This window comes from Hyphomicrobium sp. DY-1 (assembly GCF_047497105.1).
Lineage (GTDB): Bacteria > Pseudomonadota > Alphaproteobacteria > Rhizobiales > Hyphomicrobiaceae > Hyphomicrobium_B.
Genome location: NZ_CP134870.1, coordinates 1,079,501 through 1,099,279, shown reverse-complemented (window position 1 = coordinate 1,099,279; position 19,779 = coordinate 1,079,501). Strand labels below are relative to the sequence as shown.

The following is a 19,779-nucleotide window of genomic DNA, read 5'->3' as shown; positions in this document are numbered from 1 at the left end:
AGGATGGGCGATGAGTATCTCCGCTTCGCGAAGTCTCCTGGAAGCAATTCAAGAATCCACTTCAAGCAAATATCTCAACGCATCTCGTCAGGGAGCGCCATAGATGACCAGCCAAACCTCATCTGGCTCAAGCGTCCTGGCGCAAGCCGTGGTGCTGGCGTCCGCGGCACTCATCCTGCTCGGCTTGTTTTGGTACGGCGTGTCGAGCGAGGTTTTTAAAAGACAATGGCAAGACTTTACGGGGCGGCCCAGCGGACCGATGTCATTCCGGTTTATTTTGCAGCCGACGATGGCGATGATGGCTGCCCTGCACGATGGCATTAATGACGCGCGTCTCGGCCGGTCCCCTTATTTCTGGACGGTGCTCACGAACGCTCAGAAACGTCCGGAGCGGCTACGCGAAGGCATCGTCTCTACGGCGCGTATCATTCTTTTGGGACTCGTCATGGATGCGATCTATCAGTTCAAGGTATTGGGAACTTTCTATCCTGCTGAGGCCGTTATCATTGCCGTTGTTTTGGCCTTCGTCCCGTACCTGCTGATCCGAGGGCCTGTCGCCCGCATTGCGCGGCTATGGTGCGCTCAGAAATCCCGAGAGGCATGATCAGTTATGGCGCGCGATCCAAAATCCGGCATCACAAGTGCATCTGCGTCGGACGATATTTCGGTCGAGCTTTCGCTACGTCGTACTGGTATGTCGTTTCAACGCACGCGTATGAGCGCCGACCGGACGTTGATGTCTGTCATCCGCACCTCGCTATCGCTCATCAGCTTCGGATTCACTATTTTTCAGGTGTTTCAGAAGCTGCGAGATCAGGATGTGATCACGCATGCCGGAGCATCCAGAAATTTTGGTGTGGCGCTCGTTCTGCTCGGCATTATCATGTTGGTCGTCGGCATCATCTATCACGTGCAATTCATGTTGGGCTTGCGCCAAGAGCGCGAGATGATGCGCCAGGCCGGACTGGTTCACGGCGAGAGCCGCTTTCCTCCATCCTTCACACTTATCACTGCAATCGTCCTTTTGTTGATCGGCATCTTTGCGATCGTCAGCATGCTTTTCCAGATCGGACCATTTGGCTAGCGCCAACAACAGGAGGCAAGATGGATACGTAGGACGCAATCAGTACGGGCGAAGCGAATTTATTGGGGAAATACCATGGAGGGAATAGCAGAAACCAAAAGGAGCCTAACATGGCCAAGGAAGCGAAAGGCAGCAGCGGCGCACCCCGTAAATCCGACAAGCCCAATATCCTCGTCATCTGGGGTGACGACATCGGCATCTCGAATTTAAGTTGTTATTCGCATGGATTGATGGGCTATCAGACGCCCAACATCGATCGTCTCGCCAAAGAAGGCATGATGTTTATCGACGCTTACGGTGAGCAATCGTGCACCGCGGGGCGCTCTTCTTTCATCACGGGCCAAAGCGTGCTTCGCACCGGCTTATCGAAAGTCGGCATGCCTGGCGCGCCGATCGGCATGAATGAGAAGATCGTAACGATTGCGGGCGCATTGAAAAATCAAGGCTATGCGACTGGTCAATTCGGAAAGAACCACCTCGGCGATCTTAATCACATGCTGCCTACCAATCACGGCTTCGACGAGTTCTTCGGCAATCTCTACCATTTAAACGCCGAAGAAGAGCCGGAGATGTACGACTATTTTCCTGAAAAGGACTTCCCAAATTATCGCAAGAATTTTGGACCTCGCGGCGTCATCCATTCTTGGGCGACCGATAAAGACGATCCAACCGAAGAGCCGCGCTGGGGGAAGGTCGGCAAGCAGAAAATAGAAGACACGGGTCCATTGAACCGTAAGCGTATGGAGACCTGTGATGACGAGTTCGTAGCCGCGGCGAAGGATTTCATCAAGCGCGCCGAAGACGCGGGGAAGCCGTGGTTCGTGTGGCTCAACACCACTCACATGCACCTTTATACTCACCCCAAAAAAGAAAGCCTCGGTCAAGCCGGTCGTTGGCAGTCGCCGTATCACGACACGATGATCGACCACGATAAGAACATTGGCCAGATGCTGGATTTTCTCGATGAACTCGGCATCGCAGAGAACACGTTCGTCCAATACTCAACCGACAATGGTCCTCATCGCAACTCCTGGCCGGATGGCGGCATGACGCCATTCCGTTCCGAGAAAAATACGAACTGGGAGGGTGCCTTCCGAATTCCTCAGTTGGTGCGGTGGCCGGCAAAGATAAAGCCGGGACAAGTCTCCACGGAGATAGTTCAGCTTCACGACTGGTTTCCGACGTTTCTCGCAATGGCGGGCGATCCCGACGTCATGGACAAGCTGAAAAAGGGTTATCAGGCTTGTGGAAGGACGTACAAGAACCACATCGATGGCTTCAATCTGCTCCCGTTTTTGACCGGCGAACAAAAAGAGAGTCCACGCAAGCTGTTCGTCTACATCAGCGACGATGGCGATATTCTCGCGTTGCGCTACGACAATTGGAAATGTGTCTTCATGGAACAGCGCTGCAAGGGAACGCTCCAGGTTTGGGCGGAGCCATTTACGCGATTGCGCGTGCCAAAACTCTTTAATCTACGCACTGATCCCTACGAATTCGCCGACACAACGTCGAACACGTACTATGAGTGGTTCATTCGTCGCGACTATATTGTGTTCGCGATCAATATGGTTGCCGCAAAATTTGCCGAGACGTTCAAGGACTTCCCGCCGATACAGAAGCCCAACAGCTTTACGATCGATGACGCGATCGAAAAAATGAAGGCAACGGCGGTGGCTGGCGACTGACGCGCTATGCATGAGAGGGCGGCGAGGATCTCGCCGTCCTATCGCGCTTCAATTCAATCGCCTAGAAGCCGCGTGCGTGGGTGAGATTGATGACATGGGCGAGCGAGACGAAGGGCCTGCTGCAGGCTTCGTGATATTTGCCAGTCAAGCCACGAAAGCCGTGCGGATCGTTGCTGAAATGGACATGACGGACGCGTTGTCCATCGACCAAAGGCTCGTGGCAACTCGCACAGCGCGGTCCGCGCGGTTCATCCTCGTCACGCATTCCATCGAGTGGCATGAGACCTTCCCCCGAAAAATCCCCAGTCAGCATTCAGGGTGGCACGACATCGGGAGCGCTTCAAAGTCGAATTTGGTCGCAGCTTGTGGGCAAAGTCGTCAAATCTGTGAAGAGATGAAAAAAGCCGCGCTTATCCTTTTGGGAGGTCGTGATGCGTTTTTCGCCTGACGGCAAATACTTTTACGTCAATGGCATTGGTTTTCCGCTTTCGCATCATTTGGTCCTGACCGCCATCTTCCTTGCAGGACGGGCGCTGCAGCAGCTGAGGGCGGAGTCGTCGACCTCTTCTACAAGCCGGTCAACGAAACACCTCGACAATGAAATGCTCAGCTTGCCCTGCGCCTGCTCGCCCGACATTGAAGCGCAAACCCTTGCGTCGACTTCGGATGCGAGGGAACCGCCCTGAATCCATGTCCCTCGCTATTGATGCAGCTTTTCGAGATACGAAGCGATCGCTGCCGCATCTGTGGTCTTCAAGCCCATATCCGGCATGGCGTTCCCAGGGGCGACGGATTGTGGGCTGGCGATCCATTTGGTCATGTTTTCGATGTTGTTCTGCAATCTCCCCGCAATGAAAACGCGGTCGCCAATTCCCGCGAGCGGCGGGCCAACGCGCCCGTCGGCGTTATCGATGCCCGGAATCGTATGACACGATCCGCATCCATAGTGTTCTATGAGCGCTTTGGCATTTTCCGGTGCACCGGCGGGCTCGGCCTTAACAACGGAATTTCCTGACAAGACAGCGGCGACCAAAAGCACCAGCATTCGGGCTCTAGCCAAATGCGTTACTGTTCTGCGACGTTCAGCATTCTGGAGCGATTTGACGAACAACCAAGCAATCGGAGCCAGAAAAAAAATTCCGGCAGGGATCCACATGATCAAGCCCGCGATTTGCTGATCTTCAAGCGGCGTCATTCCCCATGCATAAGCCGCCATCCCGTGAGCCTTGAACAGGACAACCGGCGACAGGATCATCAGAGCGCCGGGGAGACCACTGAGAACCGCGATGGCGGCAACGAACAGCATGCTCGGAATAAATTCCATTCGACGCCGACCCGACGGTTCGATCACAAGCGTCCAGAACATGAATGAGGTGATGACGAAACTCAAATGCTCGAACGTGTGTACCCATTCATTCTGAAGGCTCCAGGCGTAGGGGCGAGGCAGATGCCAGAACGAAAAAGTTCCGAGGAAAAGCGCTGCCACCGACAACGGGTGCATCAGATGCCAAATACCTGATCGCAGCCAATGGACCGTAATGGAAGTGGCGACCTGCTTGCGGAAGCTGCGCGGCAACCCCCAGATCATTACGAGGATCGGGCGACTCCAGACGAGCAAAGGGGGTACGACCAGCATCAGGATCAAATGCTGACCCATGTGCGCCGAGAAAAGCGCGTCGGTGATTTCGTCAACTTGTGGGGACAGGACGATGACGAACAGGGCCATCGCGATTGCAAATGCGATAGTTTGCGACGCGGTTACGACGCGGCACTCACCAACCTCTCGCCGTATGCGAATGACGCCCGCTGCATATGCTACGACGGCGACTATGATAACGATTGTTTCGAGGTATCTGATCGTCTCAGACGATTGAGTGTCATTGGATACGGCGTGTGCGCTTGCTGCCGTAGCGCAGAAGGTCGTCAGCAACGGTAAAAGAGCGCAAAGTCTTTTCAGCATGGCGGCCCCACAATAGATCCCAGGGCATCAACTGCGATTGCGAACCCGAAAAGGGTGCTTGTTAGAACTCCGCACATGGCCATGAAGCGCGTTCGACCTTCTCCGGCATGGACGAGTGCGCGCGCCTCACCCACTTTTTCGTCTTTCGTTTTCTTCCAAAAGACAAATGCGACGTATCCTGCCGACACCGCCAACGCGAGCGAGGCGATGTCCACGAGAAGAATCATGGCCAGAGTTCCCGGCGGACCACGTAAAATGTCTTCCCGAGCTACGGCACCGATGCAACGTTGGCCTGCGATCGAATAGTTGATGAGCAGATGCAGAGCCCACGCAATTGGTGCGGAAAGAAGCCCGAATGCCAACGCCGACAGGGGGGCCTTCTCTCGGTGAGGGGCTGGATGGGCTGAGCCCGATATGGTTGCGCCTTGATGCATCGCTTAGCTCAAGTAAGGGGTGATGTAGAAAGTGAAGAATACTGTCAGCCAGACGGCATCGACGAAATGCCAATAGAGCGCGCCGATTGAGAGCGCGATGCGCCGGCGATCCGAAAGGAGCCCCGCGGCCATCCAGGAAATCAACGCGACGATCATCAGCAAGCCGGCAACGACGTGTGCCATATGAAATCCTGTGATCGTGAAATAAAGCGATCCGTACGGGTCGGACGAGACCGTGAAGCTCTTATTGTGCCATTCCAAAAGTTGAATGCCCAAGAACAAGAGACCTAGAAATGCCGCGAGCGACATGCCGAGGAACGCCTCTGCGCGGCGCCCTTGTTTGAACTGACGCTCGCCCCACCAAATCGCTACGCTGCTGGCGAGAAGAATGATCGTGTTCGGCAATGCCAACTTCAATGAAGGCGGATGTGTGGGCCACGTCGAATGTATTTCTATGGCCATGTAATAATAACTGAAGAGCAGATAGGCGAAGACCGCGGCTTCCGTCGCAATTACGAACAGCATTCCCCACCAGCCCGATGACCGATGAAGTCCGGCAGCGGGAAGGTGCACATCCGGCCGAGAGACGACAAGATCAGCCATGCGACACCTCAACGGGCCGGAACGTCACGCGCGTGGGCCAAAGCCACAGCAGTATCGAGAGAAGAATGGCGACGACGGAAAAAGCGCCGTAGGCGAGCGACTGCGCGAGCATCGAGACGAAAAGCGCGCTGAGACCTAATGCCAAGAATAACGGCGCATAGCTATCGTCAGGCATTTTTAGGATAGCTTCGGGCTCCGCGTCGATCGGGGTTGTGGCGATCGTCTCGCGGCCATGGTCGAGCGCCAAGCCGCTATTGATCGAAGAGCGCTCATCGGTTTCCCGGAGGCTATCTTCCCATAAAGGATGGCGACTTGCGACGATTGGAATGACTGCGAAGTTGTAAGCCGGTGGTGGTGAGGACGTCGCCCATTCGAGCGTCGGCGCGTTCCACGGATTTGGTCCTGCGAGGGCGCCCGAACGCAGACTGATGGCGATGTTGATGAGAAATAGCAGTATTCCGAAAGCGAGAATGAAGGCGCCGATCGTTGTGATCATATTCAGCGTCGTCCAGCCGAAGTCGGGTCCATAAGTGTAGATGCGGCGCGGCATTCCAAGAAGTCCGGTCAGATGCATCGGCAGGAACGCAATATTGAAACCGATGAAAGTTAGCCAGAAATTCCATTTGCCCAGGCGCTCGCTCAACATGCGCCCCGTCATTTTCGGGAACCAGTAATAGAGTCCTCCGATAACCGGAAAGACGTTGATACCGATCAGCACATAATGAATGTGGGCGACGACAAAATAGGTGTCGGTCAGCTGCCAATCGACCGGCACGGCTGCGGTCATGAAGCCTGACACGCCGCCGATAACGAAAAGAATAATGAAGCTAGAGAAGAATAAAAACGCGGTTGTCATTTGTGGACGTCCCATCGCGATGGTGGCGATCCAGGCGAAGACGGCAGTCGCGCTCGGAATAACGATGACGAACGAAGCCGCACTGAAGAAGGACATGCCGATGTTCGGCAGACCTGTCGCAAACATGTGATGGACCCAGACGCCGAAGCCGAGAACCATCGTCAGGACAGTAGCCAGCGCAACGAAGGTGTAGCCGACGAGGGGACGCCGGCAAAAAACAGGAAGCGCATCGGACACGATGCCCATGGCTGGAAGCACGATGGCATAGACCCAGGGATGCCCAAACATCCAAAAGAGGTGCTGCCATAGGAGAGGTTGGCCCCCGGCTGGGACGTCATAGAAATGCGTTCCAAATCGCCGGTCGAGCCAGAGAAGAAAGAACGCCAGACTGACAGCGGGAACTGCCAGGATATTTCCGGCCGATGCCGTCAGCGTTCCCCACACCATGATGGGTAAGCGATTGATCGACATCCCAGGAGCGCGCGTGCGCAGAAGCGTCACGACGAAGTTGATCGCGCCCACCGTCGTCGAGATCCCTAGAAAGATCAGCGCCATCGCGTAAATGTCGATGTTGATGCCGGGATTGAAGTCCTTTGACGCATACGGCACGTAGTCGAACCAACCGGCGTCCGGGGCAACGCCGCCGACGAAACTGCCATAGAGGAAAATTCCGGAGAATAGATAAATCCAGTAGGAAAGGGCGTTGAGCCGCGGGAACGCCATGTCGCGAGATCCAAGCAGCAACGGCCACAGGTAGTTGCTGAACCCAGAGAGAATTGGCGAGGCGTACCAAAAGATCATCGACACGCCATGCATCGTGAAAAGCTGATTATATTGTTCGGGAGTCAGCAAATGCTCGTTGGGACCGGCGAGCTGGAGACGCATAATCAGCGCTTCGATGCCGCCGATGATTAAAAATGCAAAGGCCGTAACGATATAGCGAATGCCGATCGACTTATGGTCGACGGTCGAGAGCCATCCGAGGAATCCCGGGCGCGTCTCCCAAATGCGTTCGAGCTTTTCAGCAAGTGCAGGCGTCGCATCGACGGTCGGGATCGCGGTCGTGTCTGCCATGCGTGTCCCTCCTAGTGCAACGTTCTGAGGTAGCTCGTGACGGCTTGAAGCTCGTCGCCCGACAGAGAGACCCGCGGCATGCGGCTTGCCGGTTTGATGTGCTGTGGGTCGGCAATCCATCCCGCGAGATAGCCGCCGGCGTTAGGGACCGTTCCATCCGCGAGTGTCGCACGAGTCATAAGGTGCGACAGATCTGGCCCATAGATACCGCCGGCTTCCGTCCCGCGAACGGTGTGGCAGCCCGCGCAGCGCCGCTCGAACATGACCAGTCCAGCTTTCCCGTCGTCCGTAGCTGGCGGCGCTGCGGGTTTCAGCTGATCGTTTCGCCATGCCTCGAATTTGTCCGCGGGTTCCGCAACAACGCGGATTGCCATATGGGCATGCTGAGCGCCGCAGTATTCCGCGCATTGCCCGAGATAGGTGCCCGGCTTTTTCGCTTCGATCCAGGTGGTGTTGATCTGCCCTGGAATGACATCCGTCTTACCTGACAGTGCGGGTACCCAAAATGAGTGGATGACGTCCGCAGATCGCAGCGTCACTTTTATCGGAACGCCCGCCGGGATGTGAATTTCATTGGCTGTGGTGAAAACTTGAGATGGCTTGTCGCTCAAATAGCGAATACCCCACCACCACTGATGTCCCGTGATCGCGATCGTCAACGCAGGCTTTTGCGGCGGCTCGCCAATGGCCGCAAGCGTTACCATTGTCCAGACGACGCAGCCAACAAGGACAAGCGTCGTGATGCCGAGGCCCCATCCAAAAATGTTGAAATTGTTTGGTCGATGGCCGTCAGGCTGTATGCCGTTGTCCAGATGAGACGGGGAGCGCGACCGGAATACAGCCCATAAGACCAGCCCAGTCATCAAAATCACAACGATGATCGAAATCGCCAGTAGGCCCCAGGTCAGCGCAAGGATGCTGTCGGCCTTAGGGCCGGAGGACTGAAGAAAATTGAGAGGGGCAGCGGTCGCGAATGCCCGGGCAGGAAAAAAGGCGCACAGAGAGAACGCCGGAGCAGCGTTCGCCGTCACTTTCACTAGATCGTGCTGCGCGCTTCTCATTTCTTTTCTTCTTGAGCGGCTGTCTGATTATGCGGCGGATGTGATAGCGAGCGGACGTAAGCGGCGAGCTGCCAAATCTGTTCGTCTGGCAGGAATCCGCGGAACGACGGCATGCCATTCGGGCGGCCTTCCCGGATGGTGGCGGCAATGTTTTCGATGGAATCGCCATAGATCCAGACGTTGTCCATCAGAGGCGGCCCCATGCCGCCGCCGCCATGGAAATGGCACCCGACACAGTTCATGGCCGTGAAGAGTTGCTTCCCTGCAGCGATTTGCTCGGGATCGTTTTCGATGCGGCGGCCTTCGGCGCTGTGATCGACGACGGGCTTGCCTGCTCCAGGCGTTAGCGGCACCAGGGCGACGCGTGGCTCTTCGTTCGATTGAGTAGAGCTTCGCTCAGTCGCTTGGTCGCCTTTGCTTTCTTGCGCTTTGCATGCCGACAGCGACATCGCCAATGCGGCGCACGCCAGAAAGGAAAATATACGCGTCACTGTTCTTACTCCGCAGTTGCGGATTTCTGATCCATGGAAGGCGTAATGTTGTAGTCAGCAAGAATTTTTCTGATGTCGTCGCGTCTCCGGTCGATAATTCGGTTGATCTCGTTCGCGAGTTCTTCATCTTGCTTGCGAACGCCCATGGCGATCGAGAATGACATCAAGCGCCCCGTCGTAACCGGCGTTACGCGCAATGGAGGTATCTCGCGTGCGGCGTAATAGTCGGCGATAGGTCCCCACACGAGCGCGATATCGATATCGCCGTTCGAGACTGCGTCGACGATCGGCGCCAGCGGATTTGGCTTCGACCAATCGCCATAGACCATGAAACCCTGGACATGCTGATTGAGACCACGTCGCGCAAGCTCATCCATCGGCGGCGTATTTGCGCCGTCATTACCGACGAGTTGGACACCGATGCGTGAAGTCTTAAGTCGCTCATCGTCGAAGGATGTTACGGGGCTTGCCCCTTGCCGCTGAACGAAGGCATAGCTCGCCGTATAATAAGGTTTTGTTGCTCGAACGCGCTCAAAGCTCGTCGGTACGCCGGGAACGACGTCGCAAAGCCCGGCTTTCAGCCCTTTACGGACAAAGCCGCGCCATTCTGGCTTCCAGACGAACTTCGCCGTTGCGCCCATGTCGGCGGCGACCAATTCGGCGATCCGGTTTTCGAAACCTTCACCTTTCGCGTTGGAATAAGGCATATTGTTCGGATCGGCGCAGACCTTGAGTTCGCGTGAGATTGCGGGAGAAGATGCCAGGAAGACGGTCGCAACGGCGCCGCATGCGAGGCTAAGGAAGCGCGAAGACATTGAGCGTTCCTCCTTTTGTCGTGGCCTCTGGCAGATCCTTCATCGCATTGACGAAGCCGAGCGCGGCTGTTCCGTCACGCTTGTCAAGGCCGCCGGCAACGATGGCGCCCGCCCATCCGCCGACCCCCGATAGAACCGACACATACTGTTTACCGTCGGGGCCACGCCATGTTGTCGGCTGGCCGATAATTCCCGACGAGGTTTTGTGCTGCCAAAGGAGCTTGCCGGTTTTAGCGTCCACCGCCTTGAACCAGCCATCCATCGTTCCGTAAAAAACGACGTCGCCAGCCGTTGAGAGAGCGCCGCTCCAGACGGGGAACTTTTCGTTGATGCTCCACACCTTCGTCCCGGTCTTGATATCCCAAGCGTCAAACTCACCGCGATGGCCGTCGCCCGGACCTGCTTTCATCTTGACGTTGGCGCCGACGTAGGGCGTCCCCGCGATGTAGCCGACTTCGCCCTCCTCGATATCCATGCACAGATTATTGTGTGGAATGTAGAGCAAGCCCGTTGAATTCGAGAACGAGGATGGCTGCCAATCCTTGCCGCCTGGTGGAGCGGGACAGACGTCTTTGACGACTTGATCGACCTTTGGCTGCTTAGCCGCGTTATATTGAATGCGCCCGGTCTTGAGGTCGACGCCGGTGCTGCTCGTTATGGGGGCGAAAGGCTTCGCCGATAGAACTTCGCCTGTCTCGCGATCGAGAACGTAAACGTAGCCATTGCGATCGGGATGAACGAGGAGCTTTCTTGGTTTTCCGTTCCAGTTGGCATCGATGAGGATCGTCTCGTTCACACCATCGTAATCCGACATATCGTGCGGACTTGTCTGATAGAACCATCGCGCCTGCCCGGTATTGAGATCGCGAGCGAAAATACCTGCCGTCCACATATTGTCGCCAGGCCGCATCGACGAATTCCATGGACCCGGATTCGACGTGCCGTAGTAGACGAGATTGAGATCCGGGTCATACGCAACCCAGCCCCATACGGTGCCGCCGCCATGTCTCCACATATCGGCAGGCCATGTCGATACGCCCAGGTCTTTGCCTTTGTATTGCGGGTAGAATGGTTTGAAATCCGAACCGATCAGCACCTCGGAATCGGGGCCGGTGCTGTAGGCTTTCCAGTCGATCTTACCGGTCGCCTGGTCGAGTGCCGCAATCCAGCCGCGCACACCCATTTCGCCGCCTGAATCGCCGACGAGAACTTTGTCCTTGGCGACAAGCGGCGCCATGGTGATCGTTTCGCCGTGCGTGATATCGCCGAGCTGCGTTCGCCAAATCTCTTTTCCGCTTGTCGCGTCGACAGCGATCGTATTGCCGTCCAACGTGTTGAAGAAGACGCGGCCGTTCGCATAGGCCGGGCCGCGATTGACGACATCGCAACATGCTACGCCTTGCGACGCGGCCAGAGGGTGGGGTTTGTAACTCCACTTCAAAGGCGCACCAGGTTTCGAAAGGTCGAGCGCATACAGGATATTGGGATACGGCGAGACGACATAGAGCGTATCGCCTATGACGAGTGGCGCCGCTTCCTGCCCGCGATCGACGCCCATCGAAAAGGTGAGGACGCTCGTCAGCTTGCTAACGTTTTGCGCATTGATGTCCGAGAGCGAGCTGTAGCGCGTGAGCGCCGTGTTTGCGCCAGGCATAGGCCATTCGTTGCCTCCCGGCGTCGCGAAGGCGGGGCCCTGCGGTTTTGACGCATCGGCCCCCGCATTTTCTGGATTTGCCGCCGTGCCGACCACCGCGGTCCTGATTTGAGGCGAGGATGTCTGGGAGAAGGATGCCTGGGGGATCAATACCGGCAACGATAGAGCTACAAAAAAAGAGAGAGGCGACCCGAGCTTTTTCATCGGCGGTCCCTGATGCGAGTTCTTTGCGCGCTTAGCAAAATCGTTGGCCGCTCGGAAAGGCGACCTCTAAACTTGGCTACTAGTCGTTGCTCGCTAGAACCGTATCAGCTGGTCATGGTTCCGAAATTTATCGATCTTTTTGTGCTCGCTCTTTTGCAGCACGGATAAATACGATGAGCACCGACAAACCGTCTCCGTCAGGGGAGACATGAAATACGGTGCCCTGGTGTTCGAAGGCTATTCAGCCCGACGTTCCAGTTTTTCGTTCGATTACATCGACGATTTTATCCGAGCGAGCCGCTGCCTTTTCCTGATGCTCGCGCTCGGCCTCGCTTTCATTATAAAGCTCTTTCGTAGCGCGGTCGGTAATGTCACGAGAATGGGGTATCCTATCTTTTTCGCGCGTTGTTTTCATGCCGTAGAGGTAAAGCAACGCTAGAACGACCGGACCGCCAACAACAGCGGCGACAAATATAAGATTGCTGAGCGTGGACATGGATCCGTCCTCCTTATCGTGGCAACAGACCGCCTGCTCCTGAGTTCCGAAATCTCGCGCTTTTGTAATGGGTGACGTTTCGATCAGCTGAAAATTGTCTTCGACGAGAGCCTCCTTGTCATTCTCGTCGATGTAGAGCGTCGGCCACGACGAATGAATCCAAGCGCAATGCATATTATGACATCGAGATCGACCGGGCCTTCGCGAAGCCCCACGTGGGCCAACTTTCCGAAGATGGCGAAAGGTCGCAATGTTGCCGATTGAACCCACGGCCTGAGCGTCTTGCACGTCGCCAAGCGCGATCGGATTGATACATTACAATAAAAGTATACAAATGGAGGCAAGACCATGGGCGTCCCTTGCAATGATACGGGCCGCTCCGGTCACGGGTGGAATTGGAATAGGAGTTTCAGGTGTACAGTGCTTGGCGTGCCGTTTGCGCGTGCGGAACCGTATGTTCTGTCCTCACACTGTCTCAAGCTTCAGCTCAAGAGCCAACGCAAGATTTCACGCAAGCGCCTGCCGCTGATCCAATTCCGATGCCGGAGATCACTGTCGAAGCTGCCAAGGTAACCTCGACGAAGAAGGCGCCTTCCAAGAAAAAAACCGTCGCGTCGAAAAAGCCAAATTCCCTGCCGCAAAGTGCCAGTACCGTGCAGTCTGACTCGGCTGCAGCTGCGGCAACAATGCCGACGGCAAACCCGATGTCGACGCTGACGCCGCCCGTGGCTTACGCTGGCGGTCAAGTTGCGACGGGCGGCCAGCTCGGCATGCTTGGCAACCGAAGCGTGATGGATACGCCTTTCAACCAGACAAGCTTCACGGCGAAGACGATCCAGGACCAGCAGGCACGCTCGGTTGCGGACGTCTTGTTGAATGATCCGTCGGTGCGCGCAAACCAAAGCGCGAGCGCGGGCTATGGCCAGGATACGTTCTACATTCGCGGCTTCTACTACGATACCGGCGAAATGGGCTTGAACGGGCTCTATGGCATCGCACCGACGTATACGACACAGCCCAATTACGTCGACCGTATCGAAGTTTTGAAAGGACCGAGCGCGCTCTTGAACGGCATGCCTCCGGGCGGCGCGGTTGGCGGCAGCATCAATCTCGTTACGAAGCAGGCGCCTGACGATCCGATCACGCAGGTCACGACGACCTATCAATCACAAGGCCTCGTCGGAACCGAACTCGACTATGCGCGGCGCTACGGCCTGAACAAAGAATTCGGCGTGCGGTTCAACGGCAGCTATGGCTCGGGTGACACAGCGATCGACGATCAGCACAACGAGGTGGGCGATGCCGTTCTCAATCTCGATTATCGCGGCGAGCGGCTGCGCCTCTCTGCAGACGTCGGTTATCAGGCGAATGATTTGACAGGCGTCCAACGATTCATCACCGTGGTTCCTTCATCACTTCCTACTTTGGTTAGGCCCGTTCCCCCCTTCCTGCCGCTTATGAACGGAAAAGTTCCGCCAGCGCCAGATGCCTCATCTAACTACGGCGGCATGCCTTGGGAGTATTGGAATACAAGCTCGACGTTCGCGATGGTACGCGGCGAGTACAAACTTACCGATCACGTGACGGCTTACGGCGCCTACGGCTGGAGTGACAACAATCTCGACTATCTCTTCGCGTCGCCTGGGCTGCTCAACGCTAACGGAGACTTTGTAACCTTCCCGCTCAAAGGTGGCTCTCTGACGCAAAACTGGGCGGGCAACACGGGGATCCGTGCCGACTTCGATACCGGTCCGATCAATCACCTGTTCAATGTCGATTATTCCAAGACTGTACGCGACAACGTCGGTCGCTGGCACAACGGTAACGCGGCGTCTTGCCTGCCGCCGCCCTACAACGCAGCGTTCCAAGGGTACAGTATCTGCTCGAACATCTACGATCCGGTTCCCATCTCGAAGCCGACGTCCTTCGGCCCGCAGATCGCGACGTTGGCGGAAACCAACCTGTCGAGCGAGGGCGTGTCGGATACGATGTCGATCCTGGACAATCGCATCCAATTCACGATCGGCGTCCGTCATCAGGATGCGGGTGCCGACAACACCCGTACTACTGTTACAAGCACCGAGATCTCGTCGACGGACGCGTCGGTCTGGAGTCCTGCTTACGCCTTGGTGGTAAAGCCGCTCCGTAACGTTTCGCTATACGCGAACTACATCGAAGGCCTACAAATGGGAACGACGGTTGGCCCAACCTATGCGAATGCCGGCGAAGCGCTGCAGCCGTCGCAAACCACTCAGAAAGAGGTGGGAGTTAAGGTCGATTTCGGGTCCATCAGCACAACGTTCGCTGCTTTCGACATCGCGCAGCCGTCGCTCATCGCAATCAACAACGTTCTCGGTTATGACGGCGAGCAGCGCAATCGTGGCCTCGAGTTCAATGTCTTTGGTGAGCTTACGCCTACGCTGCGGCTCTTGGGTGGCGTCGCTTTGATTGACGGGCGCCTTGAGAAAACTGCTGACGGCACCAACGACGGCCACAAAGCGCAAGGTGTTCCCGATACCAGCGTCAATATGGGAGCCGAATGGGATACGCCGATCCAAGGCCTGACCTTGAACGGTCGGGCGATCTATACGAGCGGCGTCTATATCGACGCGGCAAATCATTACTCCATTCCCGATTGGACACGCTACGATGTTGGCGCCCGCTACACGTTCGATAATCCTTGGAACGGCAAGCCGATGACTGTTCGTTTCAACGTCGAGAACGTTCTAGATACGAACTATTACGCATCATCATATAGCAGCGACGGCATCATAACGGTCGGCGCGCCACGAACCTATCTGGTGTCCAGCACGGTCAACTTCTGATCGTTAAGTCTTCGCGATTGTAGTCCAAGCGCGGACGCTCATAACTGGATGTATGTAAGTTCTAACTTCGAAGAGGCCCGCAATTCCTTCGCCGTCCTTCATGCTGACAGTGCTGCCGGCGCTCATTTTTATGGGTGCCGGTCTCTTCTTACTGCGCGCCAGTTGGCTCAGCGATCGAAGACCGCATTTGCCATGGGTAGTCGGCGGCTGGCTGTCTCTTGTCGCAAGCGTCGCCTTCCTGATGCGCGAAATGAGCGGCGAGGTCGCGCTGGCGTACGCTCTGCTGGCACTCGCCGTCATGGCCTATGTCGCCGTCGCGATGACGGTCGAAGTGCGGGGCAGACGATCTCCGGTGATGATGTCTCTCGCGCTTGAGCCGGAAGCTCGGCGCACCGACTGGCGACGCGCGGTTGCCAAAAGTCTGTTGGCTATTGTGCTCGCGGGTGTCGCTGCAATCGGCATCGGGGTCGCATTCGCCGTCGCCATGCCGCTAGGCGTTCATGACCGCATTGTTATAGGCGGCGTGCTGGTGCCCGTGCTGTGGGGCGGCGGCATGGCGTGGACGCTCGCGGATGCGAAGCTCGCGCGGGCGACGATCATTCTGCTTGGCGTGTCGGCCGTAAGTTACGGCATTGCTTTTTTGCCAAAAGTTTTGATGTGATGACGAGTCAAAAGCCGATTGTGCAAGACATCGCGAGAAACCGGAAACGTCCGCTGCTGCCGCCGAAGTTCGTGCAAGCAATGCTCGCGGGACACTCGGCGCTGGGGCTCGCGTTTGCCGCTTTGATTTATATCGTATGCCTGACCGGCACACTCAGCGTTTTCCTGCTCGAGTTTCACCGCTGGGAACAGCCGAATGCGCCGCGGGTCAGCGGTCCGGTCAGCGCTAAGGCCATAACGGAGGCGACTTGGGCAGCACACGGGCAAGCCCTGATCGATGACGCCAGCCAAAATGTCGTTCTGACATTTCCAAGCGCGATCAATCCCCGATTCACCGTCAACTATTTCAATGTGGCTACAGGAAAAGACGGAGAATGGGTGGCGGATGCGGATGGCCGATTGGTCGTGCGTACCGTAGCTCCATTCGCCGATTTTCTCGGCGAACTGCATACGCGGCTGCATCTGCCACGGACCTGGGGGTTCTTCATTGTAGGTTTAACCGGGGTCACGCTGCTATCCTCTCTCATATCGGGACTGCTCGCACACCCGCGAATCTTCAAAGATGCTTTCGCGTTGCGCTGGGGTGGATCGAAGCGATTGCAGGAAGCCGACCTTCATAATAGGTTGGGTGTCTGGGGACTGCCGTTTCATTTTATTGTTTCGCTGAGTGGGGCGCTTCTTGGTCTTTCGACGTTAATCGTCGGAGTACTGGCTTTGGCTGCGTACGACGGCGATTCCGACAAAGCGTTGGCGACCATTCTCGGTCCAAGAGCAGTGGCGACGGGCAAGCCCGCTGCGATGCCGGACATCGCCTCTATGATCGCCGACGTGCGGCGCGAGAAACCCGACGCAGAACTCGTATCTGTTCAATTTCAGCAGATTGCGACGAGCGGCCAAATGGTGCACTTGCGGATGCGGACACCGGGACATCTTGCTTTTGCAAATACCTATTACTTTGACAGCACAGGCAAACGCATCGGTGATGGCGGTCTTGAAGAGGGCGGGATCGGGCAGCAGATCCTCGGAGTGCTGCAGCCGCTTCACTTCGGCTGGTTTGGTGGCCTAACCGCAAAAATTCTCTACGCTATTCTAGGTCTGGCGCTCACGATCGTCACGCAGAGTGGAGTTGCGATCTGGCTGGCTCGCCGGCGAGACAAAGGGCGGCCGGCTGAGCGATGGGAAAGGGTCTGGTCAGGTCTGGTGTGGGGACAGCTGCTGGCACTCGCAATTGTAGTGGTTGCGGCGCTCTATGTGCAGGATGGGCTCATTGCTGTTTATCTGACGGCGACCATCGCGAGTCTTTCAATCTCATTCGTGCTTTGGAACGCAGCGCTCGTTACGAAAGTACTGCAAGCGCTGACGGGCGTTGCCTTGGCGTGTGTCGCCACGCTTCACTTCTGGAAGTGGCGCGGATTGGCGACCGATCCAGCGTCATCGTGGATCGATGTCGGATTGCTGATCATGGCGGCAGTTATTCTAATTCTAGCCGTTCGGACTTCGTACACGGCAAGTACGCCGAATATCTCTGCCGCGATCCCATGATGGCCAGTCAGCAGAGATAGCGATCGGAGCGTTAGCTGCGTGGCAGCCGCACTGTCGCCAGCAAACCACCGTCATGAGGTGAACTGAGTGCGATCGTTCCGCCCTGAGCAGAAACGATATCTCGGGCAATGGCCAATCCAAGTCCTACGCCGCCCGTTTCTCTGTTGCGAGATTGTTCAAGCCGGTGAAATGGCTGAAAGGCTGCCTCAATCAGATCGTCCGGAATGCCGGGACCGTGATCCTTTACAGTGACAACGACGTGCTCGCCAATTAGCTGAAGCCCGACGCGTGCGGACATCCCGTATTTCACCGCGTTATCGACAATATTCATGAACGCTCGTTTGGTTGCGAGGGGCTGGCAGACAGTAAGCAGATGATCCGGACCTTGGTAGTCGACGCATGCGCCTGCATCCGAAAAACTATCACAAATCGTGATAAGCAATGCACCGAGATCCACACGCTCGGTCTTTTCGCGTTTCGAGTCGTCGCTTGCGAAAGCGAGCGTCGCGGAAAGCATCTGCTCCATCTCCTCGACATTGTGGACAAGCGCGTTCCTGCTCGCGCTGTCATCTAGTTCCTCCATCGTCAACCGGAGTCGGGTCAGGGACGTTCGAAGATCGTGCGATATGGCGGCGAGCATGTGCGTCCGCTCATCGACGAAATTCTTGATGCGGTTCTGCATCTCATTCAGTGCGCGGCCGACAACCGCAAAGTCTCCCAGCTTCCTCGTATCGACCGGGGTGGCGTTGCGATCGATCCCAAGGCGTTGCGCCGCGCCAACAAGGTCATCGATCGGAGACAGCGTACGCTTGGCCGTCCATATGGATAGGAAGGAGATTAGAAGGATCGCGGCGGCGGCAGTGATCATCGGGGGACTAAAAAGCGGACCTAATCGTGGTGGGCGGCGCGGCTCAATGTGTAGCCAGCTTCCATCAGGTCCTTGGACCAAAATGCTGAAGTCGCCGATAATGGGAATATCCGGCTCGTTGGTCGTCAAGGCACCTGTCGGCAAATGTTGCTCAAATCCTGCGGGCACAAACTGTGTGTTCTCGCCGCCTCGCGGGAATGGCGGACCCCCGCGCGGTTCCACCGAGACGCTCCTGATGCTCCCGCCCAGGCTTTCACGAAGCGAACGCTCCAGCCGCATAAAGAACCCGGACGCAACGCGCTCTGGGCTTGGTGGCTCCATACGTATCTCGTCCCACGAAATGAAAAGGTGCAGTTCGTTGCTGAGGGCTTTTGCGACTTCTTTGCGATGCGTCGTCTCGACGTCGAAGATTTTCTTCGTTGCTTCGCTCGTTTCAGAAATCAGCCAACGCGCGCTGTAGATCGTTTGTGTGGGCGGCGGCAAAAAGAAGAATGTCACCGCATTGAGCCCCTGCAAAAGAAGCAGTGCGGTGAGCATCGTGAGTGCAATGCGCGTGCTGAGGCCGACCCGAAATATTCGCATGGGGGTTGCTTTCAATCGCGCGTCGCTTCGCTGTCGATCGGGGCGGTGAAAATATAACCGCCGCTGCGAACGGTCTTGATGAGCGTCGGTTGCGCGGGATTGGATTCAATCTTGCGCCGCAGTCTGCTGAGCTGGACGTCGACTGTGCGATCAAAGGGCGTGCTGGAGCGTCCGCGCGTCAGGTCGAGAAGTTGGTTTCTGGTCAGGACTTGCTGGGGCCTTTCGACAAATGCGAGCAGCAAATCGAATTCTCCCGCTGTAAGATCGACGAGGACATTATCCGGATTTCTCAGGACCCGTCTCACAGTATCGAGATGCCAACCGTCGAACATGTAGATGCTCTGCGTAACCGGCTCTTCTTTCGAAAGAGCGTTCTGCGTTCTGCGAAGAACCGCACGGATACGCGCAAGAAGTTCGCGCGGACTGAATGGCTTTGTTACGTAGTCGTCGGCACCGATTTCCAGACCAATAATGCGATCCGTCTCGCTCGACATCGCAGTCAGCAATACGATCGGAATCGGCCGGGTTGCTCTTAGTCGTCGGCAAAGAGACAAGCCGTCCTCGCCCGGCATCATAATATCGAGAACGATAAGATTGAATTTTCCCACCTCAAGCGACTTCCACATCGCAATATCGTTTCCGGCTTCTGTGACGCGAATGCCGTTCGAGACGAGAAAGCGAGCTAGGCCGGAGCGTATCTGTTTATCATCGTCGACTAGAAGAATATGGGGAGATGCAAACAACTTATCGCCTTTATGGTTCTAACTGGCATCCTATCTTTATTGCTTGGTCAGCCACACAACAATCTCATTTCTGTAACGGACCGTTACAGTTCGAAGTGTCCCCGAAATCCAAACCTCCCTTCGCTCTGTTAGATACGGC

At 56.3% G+C, this 19,779-nt stretch carries 19 protein-coding genes; 8 read left to right on the top strand and 11 right to left on the bottom strand.

Annotation, left to right across the window (positions count from 1 at the left end; genetic code table 11):
• The first annotated feature begins 103 nt into the window (after positions 1–103).
• From RLW41_RS05260 to RLW41_RS05240, 5 genes are all read left to right on the top strand, one after another.
• Entirely contained in the window at positions 104–604 is a 501-nt protein-coding gene (locus RLW41_RS05260) for a hypothetical protein (protein WP_414463799.1), read from the top strand.
• A 6-nt stretch (positions 605–610) separates the two neighbouring features.
• Positions 611–1,084, top strand: coding sequence for a YidH family protein (locus tag RLW41_RS05255; protein ID WP_414463798.1), 474 nt, complete (start codon positions 611–613; stop codon positions 1,082–1,084).
• Between the two features lie 110 nt (positions 1,085–1,194).
• Positions 1,195–2,772, top strand: coding sequence for an arylsulfatase (locus RLW41_RS05250; protein ID WP_409560885.1), 1,578 nt, complete (start codon positions 1,195–1,197; stop codon positions 2,770–2,772).
• A gap of 76 nt (positions 2,773–2,848) precedes the next feature.
• Positions 2,849–3,220 carry a hypothetical protein gene (locus RLW41_RS05245; RefSeq protein ID WP_409560884.1) on the top strand — a complete coding sequence of 124 codons (372 nt, stop codon included), beginning with the start codon at positions 2,849–2,851 and terminating at the stop codon, positions 3,218–3,220.
• Positions 3,204–3,458, top strand: coding sequence for a hypothetical protein (locus RLW41_RS05240; protein WP_414463797.1), 255 nt, complete (start codon positions 3,204–3,206; stop codon positions 3,456–3,458). Before RLW41_RS05245 ends, RLW41_RS05240 begins: the two co-directional genes overlap by 17 nt.
• A gap of 14 nt (positions 3,459–3,472) precedes the next feature.
• On the opposite strand, the gene RLW41_RS05235 is transcribed toward RLW41_RS05240, so the two are convergent.
• From RLW41_RS05235 to RLW41_RS05195, 9 genes are all read right to left on the bottom strand, one after another.
• Entirely contained in the window at positions 3,473–4,732 is a 1,260-nt protein-coding gene (locus RLW41_RS05235) for a cytochrome c oxidase assembly protein (protein ID WP_414463796.1), read from the bottom strand.
• Entirely contained in the window at positions 4,726–5,094 is a 369-nt protein-coding gene (locus RLW41_RS05230) for a hypothetical protein (RefSeq protein WP_414463795.1), read from the bottom strand. Before RLW41_RS05230 ends, RLW41_RS05235 begins: the two co-directional genes overlap by 7 nt.
• A 75-nt stretch (positions 5,095–5,169) precedes the next feature.
• Positions 5,170–5,769: a heme-copper oxidase subunit III gene (locus tag RLW41_RS05225; RefSeq protein WP_409560880.1), complete on the bottom strand. Its 600-nt coding sequence runs from the start codon at positions 5,767–5,769 to the stop codon at positions 5,170–5,172.
• Positions 5,762–7,699, bottom strand: a complete 1,938-nt coding sequence (ctaD, locus tag RLW41_RS05220) for a cytochrome c oxidase subunit I (protein ID WP_414463794.1) — start codon at positions 7,697–7,699, stop codon at positions 5,762–5,764. Before ctaD ends, RLW41_RS05225 begins: the two co-directional genes overlap by 8 nt.
• Before the next feature lie 11 nt (positions 7,700–7,710).
• Positions 7,711–8,760 carry a cytochrome c oxidase subunit II gene (gene coxB, locus RLW41_RS05215; protein WP_414463793.1) on the bottom strand — a complete coding sequence of 350 codons (1,050 nt, stop codon included), beginning with the start codon at positions 8,758–8,760 and terminating at the stop codon, positions 7,711–7,713.
• A complete protein-coding gene (locus RLW41_RS05210) occupies positions 8,757–9,251 on the bottom strand; it encodes a c-type cytochrome (RefSeq protein WP_409560877.1) in 495 nt (164 codons plus the stop codon). Before RLW41_RS05210 ends, coxB begins: the two co-directional genes overlap by 4 nt.
• A 5-nt stretch (positions 9,252–9,256) precedes the next feature.
• Positions 9,257–10,066 carry a quinoprotein dehydrogenase-associated putative ABC transporter substrate-binding protein gene (locus RLW41_RS05205; RefSeq protein WP_409560876.1) on the bottom strand — a complete coding sequence of 270 codons (810 nt, stop codon included), beginning with the start codon at positions 10,064–10,066 and terminating at the stop codon, positions 9,257–9,259.
• The gene (locus tag RLW41_RS05200) at positions 10,047–11,924 is read right to left on the bottom strand and encodes a methanol/ethanol family PQQ-dependent dehydrogenase (protein WP_414463792.1); all 1,878 of its coding nucleotides are present in this window, start codon (positions 11,922–11,924) and stop codon (positions 10,047–10,049) included. The genes RLW41_RS05205 and RLW41_RS05200 overlap by 20 nt, the downstream gene beginning before the upstream one ends.
• A 241-nt stretch (positions 11,925–12,165) precedes the next feature.
• Complete coding sequence (locus RLW41_RS05195) at positions 12,166–12,594, bottom strand: hypothetical protein (RefSeq protein ID WP_414463791.1); 429 nt, start codon at positions 12,592–12,594, stop codon at positions 12,166–12,168.
• Between the two features lie 365 nt (positions 12,595–12,959).
• Here RLW41_RS05195 and RLW41_RS05190 point away from each other — a divergent pair, with 365 nt between their 5' ends.
• From RLW41_RS05190 to RLW41_RS05180, 3 genes are all read left to right on the top strand, one after another.
• A complete protein-coding gene (locus tag RLW41_RS05190) occupies positions 12,960–15,245 on the top strand; it encodes a TonB-dependent receptor (protein ID WP_414463790.1) in 2,286 nt (761 codons plus the stop codon).
• A gap of 187 nt (positions 15,246–15,432) precedes the next feature.
• A complete protein-coding gene (locus tag RLW41_RS05185; RefSeq protein WP_409560871.1) occupies positions 15,433–15,906 on the top strand; it encodes a hypothetical protein in 474 nt (157 codons plus the stop codon).
• Complete coding sequence (locus tag RLW41_RS05180) at positions 15,906–17,447, top strand: PepSY-associated TM helix domain-containing protein (RefSeq protein WP_414463789.1); 1,542 nt, start codon at positions 15,906–15,908, stop codon at positions 17,445–17,447. Before RLW41_RS05185 ends, RLW41_RS05180 begins: the two co-directional genes overlap by 1 nt.
• A gap of 31 nt (positions 17,448–17,478) precedes the next feature.
• Here the strand turns inward: RLW41_RS05180 and RLW41_RS05175 are convergent, their stop codons facing one another.
• A complete protein-coding gene (locus RLW41_RS05175) occupies positions 17,479–18,897 on the bottom strand; it encodes a sensor histidine kinase (protein WP_414463788.1) in 1,419 nt (472 codons plus the stop codon).
• 11 nt (positions 18,898–18,908) lie between these two features.
• Positions 18,909–19,640, bottom strand: coding sequence for a response regulator (locus tag RLW41_RS05170; RefSeq protein ID WP_414463787.1), 732 nt, complete (start codon positions 19,638–19,640; stop codon positions 18,909–18,911).
• Positions 19,641–19,779 lie beyond the last annotated feature (139 nt).

Bases quoted from the DNA above. Each gene is read 5' to 3' on its own strand.
- RLW41_RS05205 (WP_409560876.1), bottom strand. From the start codon at position 10,066: ATGTCTTCGCGCTTCCTTAGCCTCGCATGCGGCGCCGTTGCGACCGTC.
- RLW41_RS05180 (WP_414463789.1), top strand. From the start codon at position 15,906: ATGACGAGTCAAAAGCCGATTGTGCAAGACATCGCGAGAAACCGGAAA.
- RLW41_RS05200 (WP_414463792.1), bottom strand. From the start codon at position 11,924: ATGAAAAAGCTCGGGTCGCCTCTCTCTTTTTTTGTAGCTCTATCGTTG.
- RLW41_RS05175 (WP_414463788.1), bottom strand. From the start codon at position 18,897: ATGCGAATATTTCGGGTCGGCCTCAGCACGCGCATTGCACTCACGATG.
- RLW41_RS05225 (WP_409560880.1), bottom strand. From the start codon at position 5,769: ATGGCTGATCTTGTCGTCTCTCGGCCGGATGTGCACCTTCCCGCTGCC.
- RLW41_RS05250 (WP_409560885.1), top strand. From the start codon at position 1,195: ATGGCCAAGGAAGCGAAAGGCAGCAGCGGCGCACCCCGTAAATCCGAC.
- RLW41_RS05260 (WP_414463799.1), top strand. From the start codon at position 104: ATGACCAGCCAAACCTCATCTGGCTCAAGCGTCCTGGCGCAAGCCGTG.
- RLW41_RS05235 (WP_414463796.1), bottom strand. From the start codon at position 4,732: ATGCTGAAAAGACTTTGCGCTCTTTTACCGTTGCTGACGACCTTCTGC.
- coxB (WP_414463793.1), bottom strand. From the start codon at position 8,760: ATGAGAAGCGCGCAGCACGATCTAGTGAAAGTGACGGCGAACGCTGCT.
- RLW41_RS05190 (WP_414463790.1), top strand. From the start codon at position 12,960: ATGCCGGAGATCACTGTCGAAGCTGCCAAGGTAACCTCGACGAAGAAG.
- RLW41_RS05195 (WP_414463791.1), bottom strand. From the start codon at position 12,594: ATGCATTGCGCTTGGATTCATTCGTCGTGGCCGACGCTCTACATCGAC.
- RLW41_RS05240 (WP_414463797.1), top strand. From the start codon at position 3,204: ATGCGTTTTTCGCCTGACGGCAAATACTTTTACGTCAATGGCATTGGT.
- ctaD (WP_414463794.1), bottom strand. From the start codon at position 7,699: ATGGCAGACACGACCGCGATCCCGACCGTCGATGCGACGCCTGCACTT.
- RLW41_RS05255 (WP_414463798.1), top strand. From the start codon at position 611: ATGGCGCGCGATCCAAAATCCGGCATCACAAGTGCATCTGCGTCGGAC.